The sequence below is a fragment of the Kitasatospora xanthocidica genome (assembly GCF_014656195.1).
GTDB lineage: Bacteria > Actinomycetota > Actinomycetes > Streptomycetales > Streptomycetaceae > Kitasatospora > Kitasatospora xanthocidica.
In genome coordinates this window covers 226,552-243,058 of sequence record NZ_BNBY01000005.1, presented here as the reverse complement: position 1 = coordinate 243,058, position 16,507 = coordinate 226,552, and the positions used below count along the sequence as shown (strand labels likewise).

At 70.6% G+C, this 16,507-nt stretch carries 15 protein-coding genes; 7 read left to right on the top strand and 8 right to left on the bottom strand.

Translation table 11 applies throughout. The annotated features are described in order from the left end of the window. Positions 1-50 precede the first annotated feature (50 nt). The 4 genes from IE332_RS11470 (at position 51) to IE332_RS11455 (ending at position 2,796) form a co-directional block, all read left to right on the top strand. Entirely contained in the window at positions 51-434 is a 384-nt protein-coding gene (locus tag IE332_RS11470) for a nuclear transport factor 2 family protein (protein WP_189915680.1), read from the top strand. A 10-nt stretch (positions 435-444) separates the two neighbouring features. Beyond that, complete coding sequence (locus IE332_RS11465; RefSeq protein ID WP_189915679.1) at positions 445-933, top strand: GNAT family N-acetyltransferase; 489 nt, start codon at positions 445-447, stop codon at positions 931-933. 216 nt (positions 934-1,149) lie between these two features. Beyond that, positions 1,150-1,560: an ATP-binding protein gene (locus IE332_RS11460; RefSeq protein ID WP_189915678.1), complete on the top strand. Its 411-nt coding sequence runs from the start codon at positions 1,150-1,152 to the stop codon at positions 1,558-1,560. 297 nt (positions 1,561-1,857) lie between these two features. Further along, positions 1,858-2,796: an RNA polymerase sigma factor SigF gene (locus IE332_RS11455; RefSeq protein ID WP_373313707.1), complete on the top strand. Its 939-nt coding sequence runs from the start codon at positions 1,858-1,860 to the stop codon at positions 2,794-2,796. 79 nt (positions 2,797-2,875) lie between these two features. On the opposite strand, the gene IE332_RS11450 is transcribed toward IE332_RS11455, so the two are convergent. Further along, the gene (locus IE332_RS11450; protein ID WP_189915676.1) at positions 2,876-3,304 is read right to left on the bottom strand and encodes a hypothetical protein; all 429 of its coding nucleotides are present in this window, start codon (positions 3,302-3,304) and stop codon (positions 2,876-2,878) included. Between the two features lie 50 nt (positions 3,305-3,354). Here IE332_RS11450 and IE332_RS11445 point away from each other — a divergent pair, with 50 nt between their 5' ends. Continuing rightward, positions 3,355-4,326: a diacylglycerol/lipid kinase family protein gene (locus tag IE332_RS11445; protein WP_189915675.1), complete on the top strand. Its 972-nt coding sequence runs from the start codon at positions 3,355-3,357 to the stop codon at positions 4,324-4,326. A gap of 367 nt (positions 4,327-4,693) precedes the next feature. Then, positions 4,694-4,945 (top strand): WhiB family transcriptional regulator, encoded by a 252-nt coding sequence (locus IE332_RS11440; protein WP_014138019.1) that lies wholly within the window; start codon positions 4,694-4,696, stop codon positions 4,943-4,945. Positions 4,946-5,456: 511 nt separating this feature from the next. Here IE332_RS11440 and IE332_RS11435 read toward each other — a convergent pair. The 7 genes from IE332_RS11435 to IE332_RS11405 all read right to left on the bottom strand — a co-directional run bounded on the left by IE332_RS11435 (position 5,457) and on the right by IE332_RS11405 (position 15,353). Beyond that, entirely contained in the window at positions 5,457-6,977 is a 1,521-nt protein-coding gene (locus IE332_RS11435; RefSeq protein WP_229928517.1) for a sensor histidine kinase, read from the bottom strand. A gap of 554 nt (positions 6,978-7,531) precedes the next feature. Then, entirely contained in the window at positions 7,532-8,590 is a 1,059-nt protein-coding gene (locus IE332_RS11430) for an SIS domain-containing protein (protein ID WP_189915674.1), read from the bottom strand. 238 nt (positions 8,591-8,828) lie between these two features. Further along, positions 8,829-10,106: an extracellular solute-binding protein gene (locus IE332_RS11425; protein WP_229928552.1), complete on the bottom strand. Its 1,278-nt coding sequence runs from the start codon at positions 10,104-10,106 to the stop codon at positions 8,829-8,831. A gap of 455 nt (positions 10,107-10,561) precedes the next feature. Further along, positions 10,562-12,115, bottom strand: coding sequence for a glycoside hydrolase family 3 protein (locus tag IE332_RS11420; RefSeq protein WP_189915672.1), 1,554 nt, complete (start codon positions 12,113-12,115; stop codon positions 10,562-10,564). 6 nt (positions 12,116-12,121) lie between these two features. Then, the gene (locus IE332_RS11415) at positions 12,122-12,949 is read right to left on the bottom strand and encodes a carbohydrate ABC transporter permease (protein WP_189915671.1); all 828 of its coding nucleotides are present in this window, start codon (positions 12,947-12,949) and stop codon (positions 12,122-12,124) included. Further along, the gene (locus IE332_RS11410; RefSeq protein ID WP_189915670.1) at positions 12,946-13,974 is read right to left on the bottom strand and encodes a carbohydrate ABC transporter permease; all 1,029 of its coding nucleotides are present in this window, start codon (positions 13,972-13,974) and stop codon (positions 12,946-12,948) included. The genes IE332_RS11415 and IE332_RS11410 overlap by 4 nt, the downstream gene beginning before the upstream one ends. Positions 13,975-14,063: 89 nt before the next feature. Further along, positions 14,064-15,353 carry an extracellular solute-binding protein gene (locus IE332_RS11405; protein ID WP_189915669.1) on the bottom strand — a complete coding sequence of 430 codons (1,290 nt, stop codon included), beginning with the start codon at positions 15,351-15,353 and terminating at the stop codon, positions 14,064-14,066. Between the two features lie 337 nt (positions 15,354-15,690). Between IE332_RS11405 and IE332_RS11400 the strand changes: the two genes are divergently transcribed. Further along, a complete protein-coding gene (locus IE332_RS11400) occupies positions 15,691-16,482 on the top strand; it encodes a GntR family transcriptional regulator (RefSeq protein ID WP_189915668.1) in 792 nt (263 codons plus the stop codon). Positions 16,483-16,507: the final 25 nt, after the last annotated feature.

The window sequence follows — 16,507 nt, the reverse complement described above, 5'->3', positions numbered from 1 at the left end:
GCGTACGCTCTAGGTACGAGCCGACGGACCCCGACCGGAGGAGCGAGATCATGACCACCACGGCGACCCCCGCCGCCTTCGACACCCGCGCACTGCGCGAGGGGATCGAGCGCCGCGACGCCGAGGCCCTCCTGGCGCTCTACGCGGAGGACGCCGAACTGCGCATGGTCGACCGGAAGACCCAGCCCAGCCACCCCCTGGTGATGCACGGGCTGGAGGAGATCGGCGCGATGCTGGGCGACATCTACGGCCGCGAGATGACCCACAAGCTGGAGCAGGTGGTCGTCCAGGGCGACCACGTCGCCTTCATGGAGTCCTGCCGCTACCCGGACGGCGTCCGGGTGCTGATGGCCTCGATGGCGGACCTCAGGGACGGCCGGATCGTCGATCAGACGTCCATCCAGGCCTGGGACGAGACGGGGCCCGAGCAGTAGGCTCGCAGGCATGATCCGCACCGCCGTCGCCACCGACGTTCCCGTCATCCACGCCATGATCCGCGAGCTCGCGGAGTACGAGAAGGCCGCGCACGAGGCGGTGGCCACCGAGGAGCAGCTGCACGACGCGCTGTTCGGCGCCGACCCGGCGGTGTTCGGCCTGATCGCGGAGGACGTCGCGGCGGACGGGACGGCCGGCGAGCCGGTCGGCTTCGCCCTCTGGTTCCGCAACTTCTCGACCTGGCGCGGCACCCACGGGATCTACCTGGAGGACCTGTACGTCCGCCCGGAGGCGCGCGGCGGCGGCCACGGCAAGGCGCTGCTGCTGGAGCTCGCCCGGATCGCCGTGGAGCGCGGCTACTCCCGGGTCGAGTGGTCGGTGCTGGACTGGAACCGGCCCTCGATCGACTTCTACAAGTCGCTCGGCGCGGTGCCGATGGACGAGTGGACCGTCTACCGTCTCACCGACGAGGCGCTGGCGGCGGCCGGCCGCCGCTGAGCGGACCGGAGCAGTCCGGGAAAGGGTCTGCCACCCTGCGTCGCAATGCCTTACCATCAGTAACTCCCGAACCGGGGTGCGGTAGGGCACGGCGATGGCGGACCCGCAGAACCGGTACCCCTGGAAAGGGGTGGCGCGGTGTTCCTTTGCGGAGCGACGAGCCTGGGTAACAAGCGGGGTACCAAGCAAGCACAGCGCGTCACCCAGGAGGCAAGGGTGTCCCAGATCGACGGCGATCTCGGCGTTCAGGATTTCGTGGAAGTCCGGCTCCCCGCGGCGGGGGCCTACCTCTCCGTGCTGCGAACGGCGACGGCCGGGCTGGCGGCCCGGCTGGACTTCACCCTCGACGAGATCGAGGACCTGCGGATCGCGGTCGACGAGGCCTGCGCCATCCTGCTCCAGCAGGCGGTGCCCGGCTCCGTCCTGTCCTGCGAGTTCCGGCTGGTCGGCGACTCGCTCAAGGTGACCGTGTCCGCCCCGACCACCGACGGCAAGGCCCCCGAGCGGGACACCTTCGCCTGGACCGTGCTCTCCGCGCTGGCCGGCGAGGTCGACTCGTCGGTCGGCGAGGACAAGACCGTTTCGATCAGCCTGCACAAGAAGCGCGGCGGGTCCACCGCCCACTAGCGGGCGCCGGACCCCACCGCGCGGACCGCGCAGCACCGAGCAGCACCCGCTCAAGGGCCGTCCGCCGCCACCCCTCCCGGGGCCCGGCGGACGGCTCCCGGTACCGCCCAGGGCGGTACGACCAACGAGACGATTCCGGGGCCGCCGGCCCCGGTGCTCCCGGAACGGAACGGGGGAATGGCCGTGAGTGATCTGGACCGTACCGGCCTCGCGACGGCGGGACCCGCCGTACCGACCCAGGCGAGCGTTCCCGGCCTCGCCGCCAACGACGAAGCGCACCCGAAGGACGCCCACCGGATGAGCCACCCGACCGAGCCGACGTCCGAGCCGACGCCCGACTCCGTACCCCCGCCGGATCCGGCGGACCGGGCGGACGGGACGGCCGGGCCGGCCGAGACGTCCGAAACGGCCGAGCCCGCCGGGACGACCGAGACGGAGCCGCACGGCGCCGTGCCCGCCCAGGGCACGCACCGCTCCGGCGCCCCGGACCGGGAGGCCGCCCGCGCGCTGTTCGTCCGCCTGTCGGCGCTGCCCGAGGGCTCGCCGGAGCGGGTCGAGCTGCGCAACCAGCTGGTGCGGATGCACATCCCGCTGGTCGAGCACCTGGCCCGGCGCTTCCGCAACCGCGGCGAGCCGCTGGACGACCTCACCCAGGTCGCCACCATCGGCCTGATCAAGTCGGTGGACCGCTTCGACCACGAGCGCGGGGTCGAGTTCTCCACCTACGCGACGCCGACCATCGTCGGGGAGATCAAGCGGCACTTCCGCGACAAGGGCTGGGCGGTGCGCGTCCCGCGCCGGCTGCAGGAGCTGCGGCTGTCGCTCACCACGGCGACCAGCGAGCTCTCCCAGCGGCACGGCCGCTCCCCCACGGTGCACGAGCTGGCCGAGCACCTGGGGATCTCCGAGGAGGACGTCCTGGAGGGCCTGGAGTCCGCCAACGCGTACTCCACCCTGTCCCTGGACGTGCCGGACAGCGACGACGAGTCGCCGGCCGTCGCGGACACCCTGGGCGCCACCGACGAGGCGCTGGAGGGCGTCGAGTACCGCGAGTCGCTCAAGCCGCTGCTGGCCCAACTGCCGCCCCGGGAACAGAAGATCCTGGTGCTGCGGTTCTTCCGGAACATGACCCAGTCGCAGATCGCCGCCGAGGTGGGGATCTCCCAGATGCACGTGTCCCGGCTGCTCGCCCGGACGCTGGCCCAGCTGCGGGAGAAGCTCCTGGTCGAGGAGTAGGACCGGGCCGGCCCGGCCCGCGCCCGACGGCCGTCCGGCTCCGGCCGGGCGGCCGTCCGGCTCCGGCGGTCCCGCGCGCTCAGTCCTCGGACGGGGCGTACAGGGCCGCCGTCGACCTCGGGTTCAGCAGCGAGCCGATGCCCACCAGCCCGAGCAGGCCGACCAGCACGCCGACCGCGACCATCGCGCCGCCGCTCCGGACCATGTAGTAGGCGACCGGCAGGCAGATCGAGTTGGTCAGCACCGCCGGGCTGCGGCCCCAGCGGCGCTCCTTCAGCAGCGCGCGGGCGGCCAGCACCGGCAGCACGCCGAGCACCACGATGACCAGGCCGCCGAACTCGTTCAGGGCCAGCTGCTTGGACTGGCCGGACAGCGCGGCCACCATGTCCCAGACGCCGACGACGGCCAGCGCGGCGCCCTCCAGGGCCGTGATGGCGGCGCCCAGGGTCAGGGACGCGGGACGGCCGGAGCCGGCCACAGGTGCGGGTGCGGAGGTTTCTGCGGTCACTCCAGCAGGGTAGCCGCCGGTTGGTCCGTACCGACCCGTAGGCTTTCCCCATGCGCGCTCTCCTGGTCGTGAACCACAAGGCCACCACCACCAGTGGCCGGACCAGGGACGTCCTGATCCACGCGCTGCGCAGCGACCTCAAGCTGGAGGTGGCCGAGACCCAGTACCGGGGCCACGCGCGCGACCTGGCCCGCCAGGCGACGGAGGACGGCACGGTCGACCTGGTGGTGGCGCTGGGCGGCGACGGCACCGTCAACGAGGTGGTGAACGGGCTGCTGGCGCACGGCCCGGGCGAGAAGGTCCCGCGACTGGCCGTGGTGCCGGGCGGTTCGACCAATGTGTTCGCCCGCGCGCTGGGTCTGCCCAACGACCCGGTGGAGGCCACCGGAGCCCTGCTGCACGCGCTGGAGCGCAAGCGGGAGCGCCCGATCGGGCTGGGGAAGGCGATGACCGCCGGCCTCCCGGACCGCTGGTTCACCTTCACCGCCGGCCTCGGCTTCGACGCCGGGGTGGTGGGCCGGGTCGAGGAGCAGCGCCGGGCCGGGCGCAAGTCCACCCACGCCCTCTACGTCCAGCAGGCGATCCGGCACTACTTCACCCAGCGTGAGCAGCGCCGTTCGGGCCCCGTTTCCCTAGAGCTGCCTGGCCACGGGGCCGTGCCGGGGCTCGTGCTGTCGATAGTCAGCAACACCTCGCCGTGGACGTTCCTCGGCAACCGTCCGGTCTACCCCTCGCCGCTCGCCTCCTTCGACACGGATCTGGACGTCTTCGGGATCACCCGGATGACGGCGTTCGGTACGGCTCGAACGATCCGTCAGATCCTGCGGTCGTACGCGCCTTCGAGCGACGGCGCACCGCCGGCCGGCCCGTCCGGGAAGCACGTCGTCTCCTATCACGACGTCAGACACTTCACCTTGGTTTCAGAGGAACCCACCCCGTTCCAGGTGGACGGCGACCATCTTGGAGACAGGAGTCGCGTCAGTTTCACAGGCGTTCGGCGGGCACTGCGTGTGATTGTGTGACTGGAAGTGGGGTTCGCCCTTCTTCTCGAACGCACAAGCCCCCTTCACTCCATAGAAGTACTGGCTGTGAGCTAGGCGACACCGAAGAATCAAAAATTCCTCCCCGAAGGGGGTTGTATCCGAGCCCGAGGTTTGCGAACCTCTACATGGCGATCGGGACACATCGCAGCGACGGCAACTCCGGAACCACGGAGCGCCGACCGCGGGGTGTCCCTCGAATCGCCGAATCCCCCCTAGCACAGACCACCCGGGCCCGGTAGGCCTTTGGTCTCTTTTGCTGTTGCGGGATTCGTGAAAGCGTTCACATTCACAAAGCCATCGATTATGCCGCCGGGTGACCCCCGTCGGCAGGAGGAGTTGGACGACCATGGACTGGCGCCACCGCGCTGTCTGCCGCGAAGAGGACCCGGAGCTGTTCTTCCCGATCGGGAACACCGGTCCTGCTCTGCTGCAGATCGAGGAAGCCAAGGCCGTGTGCCGCCGCTGTCCCGTCATGGAGCAGTGCCTCCAGTGGGCGCTCGAGACCGGCCAGGACGCCGGCGTCTGGGGCGGCATGAGCGAGGACGAGCGTCGTGCGATGAAGCGCCGCGCCGCCCGCAACCGCGCCCGCACCGCCTGATCGCTCCGATCACACGCCGTAGCACCCGCAGTGACCGTAAGACCGATCAACACATGATCAAAGGCTTCCCTGCACTTCCTGGTGAAGCCTTCCGCACAAAGGACCTTGCTCGACTCGGTCCCGCGACACCGGACCCGTCCAGCCACTTGATACTGTTCACTTAGAGCAATATCGTGGAGCTGAGGCGCTCACCGTGTGCAATGCACCGGCGAGGTGTCGCACCACCCAGAGCCCCCGCTCCGGCCGACTCCCCCCGACGGCCGGAACGGGTTGAGAGGCCCTGTCGACCCACCCCCCCCCCGGTCGACAGGGCCTCGTTTCTGTTTCCGGGCCCGGCCGTCCGGGCCCACCCCTCCCCGTTCGGCCGCAGCGGGCCGGGGCGGGCGGAGTGCGCACCCGGCGCTTCCGCCGAGCGCGCGCCCCCGCCGCGCACCGACGCACCTGTCAGCGGTCCGCCACCTCGGTGAGATTCTGCTGAGAATCCGTGGTGCGAGGTGCGCGACGTGGTGCCTCAGCGGACCGGGATCTCCAGGATCACCTTCGTACCGCCGTTCGGGCCGGCCACCATGTCGAAGGTGCCGCCGAGCTCACCGGTGGCCAGCGTCCGGACGATCTGGAGTCCGAGGTTGCCCGCCGTCTGCGGGTCGAAGTCCTCCGGCATGCCGCGGCCGTCGTCCTGCACCGTGATCAGCAGGTACTCCTCCGGGCGGGCACCGCCGTTCCAGCTGTCCGACCAGCCCATCCCGGTCGCCGGGGCCCGGCCGCGCAGCGCACTGATCTCCAGGTTGCCGGAGGCCGTCGGACCGAAGGCGTGCTCCAGGGCGTTCTGCAGCAGCTCGGTCAGCACCATCGACAGCGGGGTGGCCACCTCCGCGGACAGGATGCCGAAGCTGCCGGAGCGGCGGGTCGCCACCCGGCCGTCCTGGGACAGCTCCATCGCCATCGCCAGCACCCGGTCGGCGATCTCGTCGAAGGCCACCTGCTCGTCCAGCGCCTGGGAGAGCGTCTCGTGCACGATCGCGATCGAACCGACCCGGCGCACCGCCTCGTCCAGCGCGGCCCGGCCGGACTCCGACTCCATCCGGCGGGACTGCAGCCGCAGCAGGGCCGCGACGGTCTGCAGGTTGTTCTTCACCCGGTGGTGGATCTCCCGGATGGTCGCGTCCTTGGTCATCAGCTCGCGGTCGCGGCGGCGCAGCTCGGTGACGTCGCGGCAGAGCACCAGCGAACCGGTCAGGGTGCCCTTGGGCTTGAGCGGGATCGCCCGCAGGGTCACCACTCCCCCCTGCGCCTCCACCTCGGTCTGCCGGGGCGCCCAGCCGCTGGCCACCTTCACCAGCGCCTCGTGGACCGCCCCCCGGGACGGCGGGGCGAGGTCGGCGGTGGCGCGGCCGAGGTGGCTGCCGACCAGGTCGGAGGTCAGGCCGAGGCGGTGGTAGGCGGAGAGCGCGTTGGGGCTGGCGTAGGTGACGATGCCGTCCGCGTCCAGGCGGATCAGGCCGTCGCCGACCCGGGGGGCGGCGTCCATGTCCATCTGCTCGTGACCGGGGAAGGGGAAACTGCCGGCCGCGATCATCTGGGCCAGGTCGGAGGCGCTCTGCAGGTAGGTGAGCTCCAGCCGGCTGGGGGTGCGGACGGTCAGCAGGTTGGTGTTGCGGGCGATCACCCCGAGCACCTTGCCCTCCCGCCGGACCGGGATCGACTCGACCCGGACCGGGACCTCCTCGCGCCACTCCGGATCGCCCTCGCGCACGATCCGGCCCTCGTCGAAGGCGGCGTCCAGCAGCGGACGGCGGCCGCGGGGGACGAGGTGGCCGACCATGTCGTCCTGGTAGGAGGTCGGCCCGGTGTTGGGCCGCATCTGCGCCACCGAGACGTAGCGGATGCCGTCCCAGGTGGGGATCCACAGCACCAGGTCGGCGAAGGAGAGGTCGGAGAGCAGCTGCCACTCCGAGACCAGCATGTGGAGCCATTCCACGTCGGCCCCGGTGAGGGTGGTGTGGCGGCGGACGAGTTCGTTCAGCGAGGGCACATGGCGAGGGTAGCGCCGCCGGTCCGGACGGGGCGCGGCGGACCGGTGGACGGACCGGGCGTGAAGGCCTCGCGACGGGGAGGAGTTGTTTAGACCAATGTGCCGACGGGCCTGGACAACCAAGATTGGTCTAGTCCACAATGGAAGGGCACCAAGGAGAGGCCCCCGCGCAACTGCCCTGACCGCGCGCGGCCTTTCCTCGGTCGGACGCCGCCGATCGAGGACCCCGCACAGTCCTCGATCGTCCCCGGTGACCGACGACAGCTCCGGGCTGCGGTGCCGCATGGGTTGAGGGTCCCGTGTCGGCGCCGTGGCCCGTAGTGCTTTCCGGCCACCGGCCCTCCCCCGAACCACGTCCCGCCGCTCAGCGGACCGGCCCCCGTCCACAGCCTGTGGACGGGGGCCGGTCTGTGTGGGGAGTTGTCCCGCCCGCCCCGAGCCGAAGGGGCGCGCCGGTGCCGAAAGGGAGAAGCGAGGAGGCCCTGAGGAACGAGGGGTCTTGGAGCGCCGACCGTCGGCACCGGGTCCGAGCGCCCCGGAGGCGAGCGGGCGAGTTACCGCGTCTCGGTGACCTTGGCCAGGGCGCGCGGGGCGTCCGGGTCCTGGCCGCGGGCGATGGTGACCTCGTACGCCAGCAGCTGCAGCGGGAGAATCTCCAGGATCGGCTGCACCTCCTCGGGCACCCCGGCCGGCAGGGCGAAGCCCGCCGAGGCGGCGTCCACCTGCGCCTGCTGGCCGATCACGACCAGGTCCGCGCCGCGGCCGCGCAGCCGGTCCAGGACGGGCTGCAGCGCCTCGCCGCCCTTGCCGTCCGGGACGATCGCGATGACCGGCGAGACGTTGTCCACCATGGCCAGCGGGCCGTGCAGCAGGTCCGCGCCGGAGAACGGGCTGGCCGGGATGTAGGTGGTCTCCATCAGCTTCAGCGCCGCCTCGCGGGCGGTCGGGTAGCCGTAGCCGCGCGAGGTGATGACCAGGCGCTGGGCGAAGCGGTAGCGCTCGGCCAGCGCCTTCACCTCGGCCTGCCGGACCAGCACGCCGGCGGCCAGGGCCGGCAGTTCCTTGGCAGCCGAAGCGTCGCCGCCGCGCAGGCCCTCGATCAGCAGGTAGAGCGCCAGCAGCTCGGCGGTGTAGGTCTTGGTGGCGGGCAGCGCCTTCTCCGGGCCGGCCAGCACGTCGATGTGGAACTCGGAGACCTCGGCCAGCGGCGAGGAGGAGTTGTTGGTGACCGCGAGGGTAACGGCACCGGCCTCGCGGGCCGCCTTCGTGGAGGCGACCAGGTCCGGCGAGCCGCCGGACTGGCTGACGGTGATCACCAGGACGTCGGTGAGGTCGGGCTTGGCGCCGTACGCGGTGGTGGTGGACATCGAGGTCAGCCCGGCCGGCTTGCCGAGCAGGATCTCGACCAGGTACTTGGCGTAGAGCGCGGCGTTGTCGGACGTGCCGCGCGCGGTGAGCAGGACGAAGCGCGGGTTGCGGGTGGCGATCTCGGCCGCGATCTCGCGGATCTTCGGGGCACCCTCGTCGAGGATGCGCTGGAGGACGGCCGGCTGCTCGGCCATCTCCGCCGCCATGATCCGGCCGGGCACGGAAACGGTCTGCGGGTCGGACATGTGGGTCTGCCTCCGATGAGATGGTTCGACCCCGCGCGGGCGGCTGCCCGACGGGGGACCTCTACGGCGGCGAGTCCGCACACTCGCTGCGGTTCTTCGTGCCCCGCAATCCTACGGGCGCGCCCGTCCCGGAGCACCTCCGAACGCCCTGCCACGCGCCCCGTCGCACGCCCCCGTCCGCCCCACCCGCCCCCGTCCCGTCTCCGGGAGCGGGCGGGGCGGACGGCGGCGGCGCGGGTCAGGACGCCTTGTTGATCAGCTGGTCGATCGCGGCGTCGGCCTCCTTGGTGGCCTGGTCCACCGACTTGCCCTTGAGGATCGCGGTGAGCATGTCCGGGATGATCTTCTGCTTCTCGACCGCGCCCCAGCCCGGGGCCAGCGGGGTGAACCAGGCGTCCGGGACGGCGTTGGCCGCGGCGGCGGTGGACGGCTTGTTCTTCAGCGGGTTCAGCTGGGTGAGGTTGTTCGGCAGGATGTCCTTGTCGGCCAGCGCCTGCTCGGACTTGGTGCTGGTGAACATCCGGACCCAGTCGGTGGCCAGCACCGTGGACTGGGACTTGGCGGTGACGGCGAGGTCGGAGCCGCCGATGAAGGTCGGCAGCGGCTTGCCGTCCGGGCCGGGCATGGTGGCCACCTTGACGGAGTCCTTGAGGCCCGGGTCGCCGGTGACCGGCGCGGTGACGCTGGCCGCCTCGTAGCCGTTGCCGTAGAAGGACGCGGCGTGCCCGCGGGCCATCGCCTCGTACTGGTTCTGCTCGTTCAGCGACTGGTCGCCCTTGTTGTACTTGCGCACCAGGTCGGCGAAGTGGCCGATGCCCTCCTGGGACTTGGGGTCGTGCAGGGTGCCGTGCCAGTTGCCGGCGCTGTCGAACTTGGCGATGCTGCCGCCGGACGCCGCCACGTAGCTCATCGCCGCGTACCAGTACGGGCCCGGCAGGTAGAGCGGGGAGAAGGTCCTGTCGGCCTTGTTCTTGTCCGCGATCTTGTCCAGGGCGGCCGTCAGCTCGGCCTCCGTCTTCGGGAACTCGGCGCTGCCGGTGGCCTGTTGGAAGGCCGCGGAGTTGTAGATGGCGACCCGGGAGCCGGCGTAGTAGGGCACGCACCAGAGCTTGTCCTGGTAGGTGCAGGTGTTGGCGAGCGCCTTGATCCAGCTGTCGGAGTTGTCGAAGGTACTGCGGTCCACCGGGGCCAGCGCGCCGGACAGCACGTACTTCATGGTCTCGGTGTTGCCCAGCTCGACCACGTCGGGGGCGTTGCCCTCGGCGATGGCCTTGTCCAGCTTGCCGACCTTGTCCGCCCAGCCCTGGTAGGCGAGTTTGAGGGTGACCTTCGGGTACTTCGCCGCGAACTCGTCGTTGACCCGCTGCACCAGGTCGGGCCAGTTCTTCTGGGCGTCGTCCATCAGCCAGACGGTGACGGTGCCGATGGCGGCCTTCGGGTCGGCGGCGGAGCTCCTGCCGTCGCCCGACGGTGAGCCGGACGAGGAACAGGCCGTCAGCCCCGCCGCCAGTGCCATGGTCCCGAGCGCCGAGACGAGTTGACGCTTCTTCACGCCGTCCTCCGAGGGTGTTAGAGCCGTGATGCCCGCCGGCAGCGTGATTGGCGCCCGCAGCGGAGAGTCCGGACAGGGGGCGGCGAAGAGCTTCGGGGTGGGCTGATACCACATCCGGCGAGGTTCGATCTCGAACCGGATGACTGGACTCTGGCCTAGACCAATGGTGGTGTCAACGGCCAAATGCCCTTGTGGCCAAGGCCGTTGCAGAGCCGTTGTACCGCGTGGCGATCAGTCGCCACCCCGTCACCATCAGTAGGACTTAAGCCGGATTTAAGGCTCTCTTGAGGGAACACGGTCATCCGGCGGACCCGCCAGGCGAAGTCAGGGAAAACAAAACGGGCCCGCCATGCGACATGCGCATGACGAGCCCGTCGGCCGACGCCCCCGGACACCGCCGGTGACGATCCGCCGGTCGTTCAGCCGACCGCTCCCGGCTGCCCGGTGAGCACCTCCACGGCCGCCAGCCCGCAGACCCGGGCGGCGCCGTGGGTGGCGATGTAGAGCGCGCCGACCGGCTCGGACTGGGGCAGCCCCATCTCGACCACGGCGGCGTCCGGACGGGCCGCCACCAGGCGCCCCAGCACGGCGGACATCCACGGGTAGCGGTGCGCGTCCCGGACCACCAGCACCAGGCGGCGGCCCCCGGCGCCGGCCACCAGCTCGCCGACCAGGCCGTCCAGCAGCTCCGGGGTCGCCTCGGCCGCCGACACCTCGCGGGTGCGGGTGCCGGGGAAGCGGTCGGCCAGCATGCCCGCCACGCCCCACGGGGTGACGTCGCCGACCGCGATGTTCGGCTCGTCCGAGAACGAGGCCACGTACGGGCGCTCGCTCACCGGCGGCGACACCAGGCCCGGCGCCCGGACCACCTTCAGCGCCCGGCGCGCGGCCCGCAGGCCGACCGCCAGGTCCGGCTCCGGCCGCTCGCCCTGGGCCGAGATCCGGCCCCAGCTGCCCAGCGCCCGGACCCGCGCGGCGGCGTCCGCCAGCCGGTCCTCGCCGAGCCGGCCGGCCCGCACGCCCGCCACGATGGCGTCGCGCAGCATCAGCACGGTCTCCTCGTCGGCCAGCCCGCCGCCGACGCAGATCGCGTCCGCGCCGGCCGCCAGGGCCAGCACGGTGCCCTCGCCCATCCCGAAGGTGTCGGCGATGGCGCCCATCTCGATCGCGTCGCTGACGATCAGGCCCTGGTAGCCGAGGCCGCCGTCGGCCGGGGCGGCGCGCAGCAGGTCGCGCAGCACGGTCGGGCTCAGGGTGGCCGGCAGCTTCGGGTCCAGTGCCGGGATCATGATGTGGGCGGTCATCACCGCCTTGGTGCCGGCCGCGATCGCCGCCTGGAACGGGATCAGGTCGCGGGCCCGCAGCACGTCCAGGTCGACGTCGATGACCGGCAGCCCGTGGTGCGAGTCCACCGCGGTGTCGCCGTGGCCGGGGAAGTGCTTGGAGCAGGCGGCCACACCGGCCGACTGCAGGCCCTCGACCCAGGCGGCGGTGTGCCGGGCGCACAGCTCGGGGTCGGCGCCGAAGGAACGGACCCCGATGACCGGGTTGCGCGGGTTGGAGTTGACGTCCGCGGTGGGCGCCCAGTTGTAGTTGACGCCGGCCGCGGCCAGCGCCCGGCCGAGCTCGCGGGCGACGTCCCGGGTCAGCGCCGGGTCGTCGATCGCGCCGAGCGCGAGGTTGCCGGGCCAGGAGGAGCCGGAGCCCGCCTCCAGCCGGGTGACGTCGCCGCTCTCCTCGTCGATGGCGATCAGGAGGTCGGGGTTCTCGGCGCGCAGCGACCGGGTGAGCGCGGCGAGCTGGTCGAGGTCGACCACGTTGCGGTCGAACAGCGCGACCGAGCCGAGCCCGGCGGCGAGGTGGCGCAGCAGCCACTGCGGCGGCTCGGTGCCGACGAAGCCGGGCTGCAGGACGGTCAGGGCGTCGCGGTGCAGCTGGTCGCTGTCCGGCACGGTGGGTACGAGGATGCTCACGGTGACTCAGCCCTTCACGGCGCCGTCGGTCAGACCGCCGACCGCCTTGCGCTGCAGGAAGATGAACAGGATCAGCACGGGGATGGCGAACATCGTGGACGCGGCCATCGTGGCGCCCCAGTCGTTGCCGAAGGCCGTCTTGAAGGAGGACAGCCACAGCGGGAGGGTCTTGCCCTCCTCCTTGTTCAGGATCAGGACGAGCGGGAACTCGTTCCACGCCGTGATGAAGCCGAACAGCGAGGTCGACATCAGACCGGGGGCCAGCAGCGGGAAGATCACCTTCACGAACGCCTGGGTGCGGGTGCAGCCGTCCACCATGGCCGACTCCTCCAGCTCCTTCGGGACGGCGGCGATGAAGCCGCGCAGCGTCCAGATGGTGAAGGGCAGGACCATCATCATGTAGAAGAGCGTCAGCGGCAGCAGGCTGTTCAGCATGTCGTTGTCGCGGGAGATCATGTAGACCGCGATGGTCATGACCTCCCAGGGCGCCATCTGCGCCACCATGATGATCAGCACGAAGGTCTTGCGGCCGCGGAACTTCATCCGGGCGATGGCGAAGGACGCCAGGGTCGCGATCGCCAGCGAGAGCAGCACCGCGCCGACGGTGACGGTGACGCTGTTGAGGACGTACGTCCAGAAGTTCGGCGCGTCGACGGCGGTGGTGAAGTGGTCGAGCGTGCCGTCGAGCGGCAGGAAGACCGGCGTCTTGCTGATGATGTCGCGGTCCTGCTTGAAGGAGGTCGCGACCATCCAGTAGACGGGGAAGATGAAGAAGACGAAGAGGACGACCGCGATCACGTTCGGCCAGGTACGTCCGAAGAGAGAGCGCCTCACAGCTCGTCCTCCTGCTTGATCATGATGCGGAAGTAGTACGCCATCAGGGCGCCCAGCATCAGGATGGTGAGCACCGCGATCGCGGAGCCGATGCCGTAGTGCTGGCCGGACGAGCCCTCCAGGAAGGCGTGCACGGGCAGGGTCCGGGTCAGGTTCTCGGGGCCGCCGCCGTTGATCGCGTAGACCTGGGTGAAGGACTTGAACACCCAGATGACCTCCAGGAAGGTCGTGGCGAGGAAGAACGGCTTCAGGTTGGGGAAGATCACCAGGCTGAAGATCTTGCCGGCGCCGGCGCCGTCCATCCGGGCGGCCTCGTAGAGCTCCTTGGGGATGGTGGTCAGGCCGGCGTACATGTTGAACGCCACGAAGGGGATCGACTGCCAGACGATCAGCAGGATGACGACGAAGAAGGTCGAGTACTGCGAGCTGAGCCAGTTGTAGTCGGCCATCGAGTGCCAACCCAGCTGGTCCAGGAACCAGTTGACGACGCCCCACTGCTGGTCGAACAGCCAGGTGTAGACGGTGGTCGCGGCGACCACCGGCATGGCCCAGGCCATCAGCAGCCCGATCGACAGCACCAGCCGCATCTTCTTGCCGAGGTGGTTGAGCAGCAGGCCGACGAGCGTACCGCCGACCATGATCAGCACCACGTTGACCAGTGTGAAGACGACGGTGCGACCGGTGACCGCCCAGAAGTCCGGGTCGGTCAGCTGCTCCTTGTAGTTGTCGAAGCCGGTCCACTCGGTCAAGTGCATGACCAGCTGGCGCCGGTTGAGGTTCTGGAACGACAGCAGCACCGTCTTGACCAGCGGCCAGCCCAGCAGGCCGATGGTCGCCAGGACGGCCGGCAGCAGCAGCAGGTACGGGGCGAAGCGGGCGCCCGCACCCGGGCCGCCCGCCGGTCTGGTGCGCTTCGGCGCGGCGCCCTTGGAGCCGCCGCCCGCGGCGCTCGTCCCACTGCCGGCCACCACGGCCTGCCCCGCGTCCGGGGACGGTGCCTGCACCCGCTCTGAATGCACAGCCATCGTTCTCACTTCCTCACAACCCGACCACGACGGACAGGCGCCGCCCACCGACCCCCCGCCGGGGGCCGGTGAGCGACGCCGCTCGGTTCCTACTGCTTCTGGTTGAGGCGCTTCGCGATCTCGTCGTCGTACTTCTTGGCCGTGGCGGCGTAGTCGCCACCCTGCAGGGCGGCGGTAAGGAAGTCCTTGATCGGGTTCGGCTTGTCCTCGACGCTGGCCCAGTTCGGGGTGTTCGGGGTGATGCCGCCGACCGCCGCGGCCGTCTGGGCGGCCTTCGCGAAGTCACCGGTGATCTGGCTGTTCAGCGCGGCCTTGTTCGGGATGTTGCCCGCGGCGGCGACCAGGCCCTCGTTCTTGTCGTTGAGGGCGACCTTCAGGAAGTCCTTCGCCATGTCGGTGTTCTTGCTCTGCGCGGCGACCGCCAGGTTCGAGCCACCGAGGAAGACGCCGGAGGGCTTGTCGGCGGTCTTGCCGGGGAGCGGGAAGAAGCCGATCTTGTCCTTGGCCATGTCCTTCTCGGCCGGCAGCTCCCAGCCGAGGCCGATCATCGCGCCGACGTTGCCCTTGGCGAAGACGTCCTTCTGCTGCGGGGTGGCCTCGTCCTTGTCCTTCGGACCGGTGGCCGAGTAGCCCTGGAGCTTCTTGTAGGTCTCGAAGGCCTTCTGCGCCTCGGGCGAGGACAGGCCGCCGACCCACTTGTCGCCGTCCTTCTTGGCGATCTTGCCGCCCTCACCGGTGAGCAGACCGAAGTAGGTGTACCACTCCTGGCCCGGGAGGTAGATCGGGTCGACGACGCCCTCGGTGGTCTTGAGCTTGTCGAGGTCGGCGTAGAGCTCGTCCAGGGTCTTCGGGGCGGCGGTCAGGCCCGCCTTGGCCCACAGGTCCTTGTTGTAGGCGACGACGCGGTTGGAGACCCACCACGGGGCGGCGTACTGCTTGCCCTCCAGGACGGCGGCCTCGTTCTGGTTGGCGGCCCAGCCGTCGCCGCCCAGGGCGGCCTTGTCCTTGGTGATGTCGAGCAGGCCGCCCGAGGCCGCGTAGCCGGCGGTCTGGGTGTTGCCGATCTCCAGGACGTCGACCGAGCCCTCGGAGAGCGCGGCGGTGACCTTCGGGCCGATGCCGTCCCACTCCTGGATCTGGAAGTCGACCTTGGAGCCCGGGTAGGCGGTCTCGAAGTCGCCCTTGACCGCGTCCGTCCAGCCCTTCGGGGCCGAGCCGGTCATCAGCCACACCTTCAGCGTCTTGCCCTTGTACTTGTCGGCGGCCGAGGCGGACGTCGACTTCGAGTCGCCGTCGCTCTTCTTTCCGTCCGAGCCGCAAGCCGCCAGGCCGACGACCATTGCTGCGACGCCGACCGCCGCGATGAGCTGACGCTTCACGCCATCCTCCTGAGGGATGCCTGGGTTACCCCCGTCGGGCGGCAGCGGCAGACCCACGCGAAGCGGGAGAATTGGTGCCGCGGACCCCTTCGAACGGGTGGGGGGATTCGTAGTAACCGGTCTAGTGGTGTAGACCAGATGCCTGGAGCTTGGCCTAGACCAATGAGCCTGTCAACGGCTGTTCGACCGATCTCGACCACCCGTTATCAAGCCGACACCGCACATCGTTCATCGCGTGATGAGGTATTCGTTCCGTAGCCATACATGCAACGATGTGACCCGTTAACGATGTGGCGGGGCTTGTGAAGGCCCCGCGAGAAGCGGGAGAACAGGTCCGATGAGCAGCGACGGGGGAACCACCGCCCAGGCCGACGACCCCGAGGTGAAGAACCTCCCGACGCAGGCCGGCACCGACCCGACCGCGCGCGTCCCCAAGTACTACGGCCTCAAGCGCCACTTGCTGCAGCTCACCGAGACCCAGCCGGCCGGCACCCCGGTCCCGCCCGAGCGCGCGCTGGCCGCCCAGTTCGACACCTCGCGCACCACCGTCCGCCAGGCCCTGCAGGAGCTGGTCGTCGAGGGCCGGCTGGAGCGCATCCAGGGCAAGGGCACCTTCGTGGCCAAGCCCAAGGTCGCCCAGGCCCTGCAGCTCACCTCCTACACCGAGGACATGCGGGCCCAGGGCCTGGAGCCCACCTCCCGGCTGATCGAGATCGGCTACATCACCGCCGACGACCGGCTCGCCCCGCTGCTCGACATCAAGCCCGGCGGCCGGGTGCTGCGGATCGAGCGGCTGCGCCTGGCCAACGGCGACCCGATGGCCATCGAGGTCGCCCACCTGTCCGCCAAGCGCTTCCCGGCCCTGCGGCGCAACCTGGCCAAGCACAACTCGCTGTACGCGGCGCTGCGCGAGGTCTACGGGGTCACCGTGGCCGAGGCCGAGGAGACCATCGAGACCACCCTGGCCAACCCGCGCGAGGCCGGGCTGCTCGGCTCCGACCTCGGCCTGCCGATGCTGCAGCTGTCCCGGCACTCCTTCGACGCCGAGGGCGACCCGGTCGAGTGGGTCCGCTCCATCTACCGGGGCGACCGCTACAAGTTCATCACCCGGCTGAAGCGCCCGGAGTAACCGAAGCGTCCACGGCTGGCGCACG

Excerpts from the sequence above, each read along its gene's own strand:
- IE332_RS11470 (WP_189915680.1), top strand. The coding sequence starts at position 51 with ATGACCACCACGGCGACCCCCGCCGCCTTCGACACCCGCGCACTGCGC.
- IE332_RS11465 (WP_189915679.1), top strand. The coding sequence starts at position 445 with ATGATCCGCACCGCCGTCGCCACCGACGTTCCCGTCATCCACGCCATG.
- IE332_RS11455 (WP_373313707.1), top strand. The coding sequence starts at position 1,858 with ATGAGCCACCCGACCGAGCCGACGTCCGAGCCGACGCCCGACTCCGTA.
- IE332_RS11445 (WP_189915675.1), top strand. The coding sequence starts at position 3,355 with ATGCGCGCTCTCCTGGTCGTGAACCACAAGGCCACCACCACCAGTGGC.
- IE332_RS11440 (WP_014138019.1), top strand. The coding sequence starts at position 4,694 with ATGGACTGGCGCCACCGCGCTGTCTGCCGCGAAGAGGACCCGGAGCTG.
- IE332_RS11430 (WP_189915674.1), bottom strand. The coding sequence starts at position 8,590 with ATGTCCGACCCGCAGACCGTTTCCGTGCCCGGCCGGATCATGGCGGCG.
- IE332_RS11425 (WP_229928552.1), bottom strand. The coding sequence starts at position 10,106 with ATGGCACTGGCGGCGGGGCTGACGGCCTGTTCCTCGTCCGGCTCACCG.
- IE332_RS11410 (WP_189915670.1), bottom strand. The coding sequence starts at position 13,974 with ATGGCTGTGCATTCAGAGCGGGTGCAGGCACCGTCCCCGGACGCGGGG.
- IE332_RS11400 (WP_189915668.1), top strand. The coding sequence starts at position 15,691 with ATGAGCAGCGACGGGGGAACCACCGCCCAGGCCGACGACCCCGAGGTG.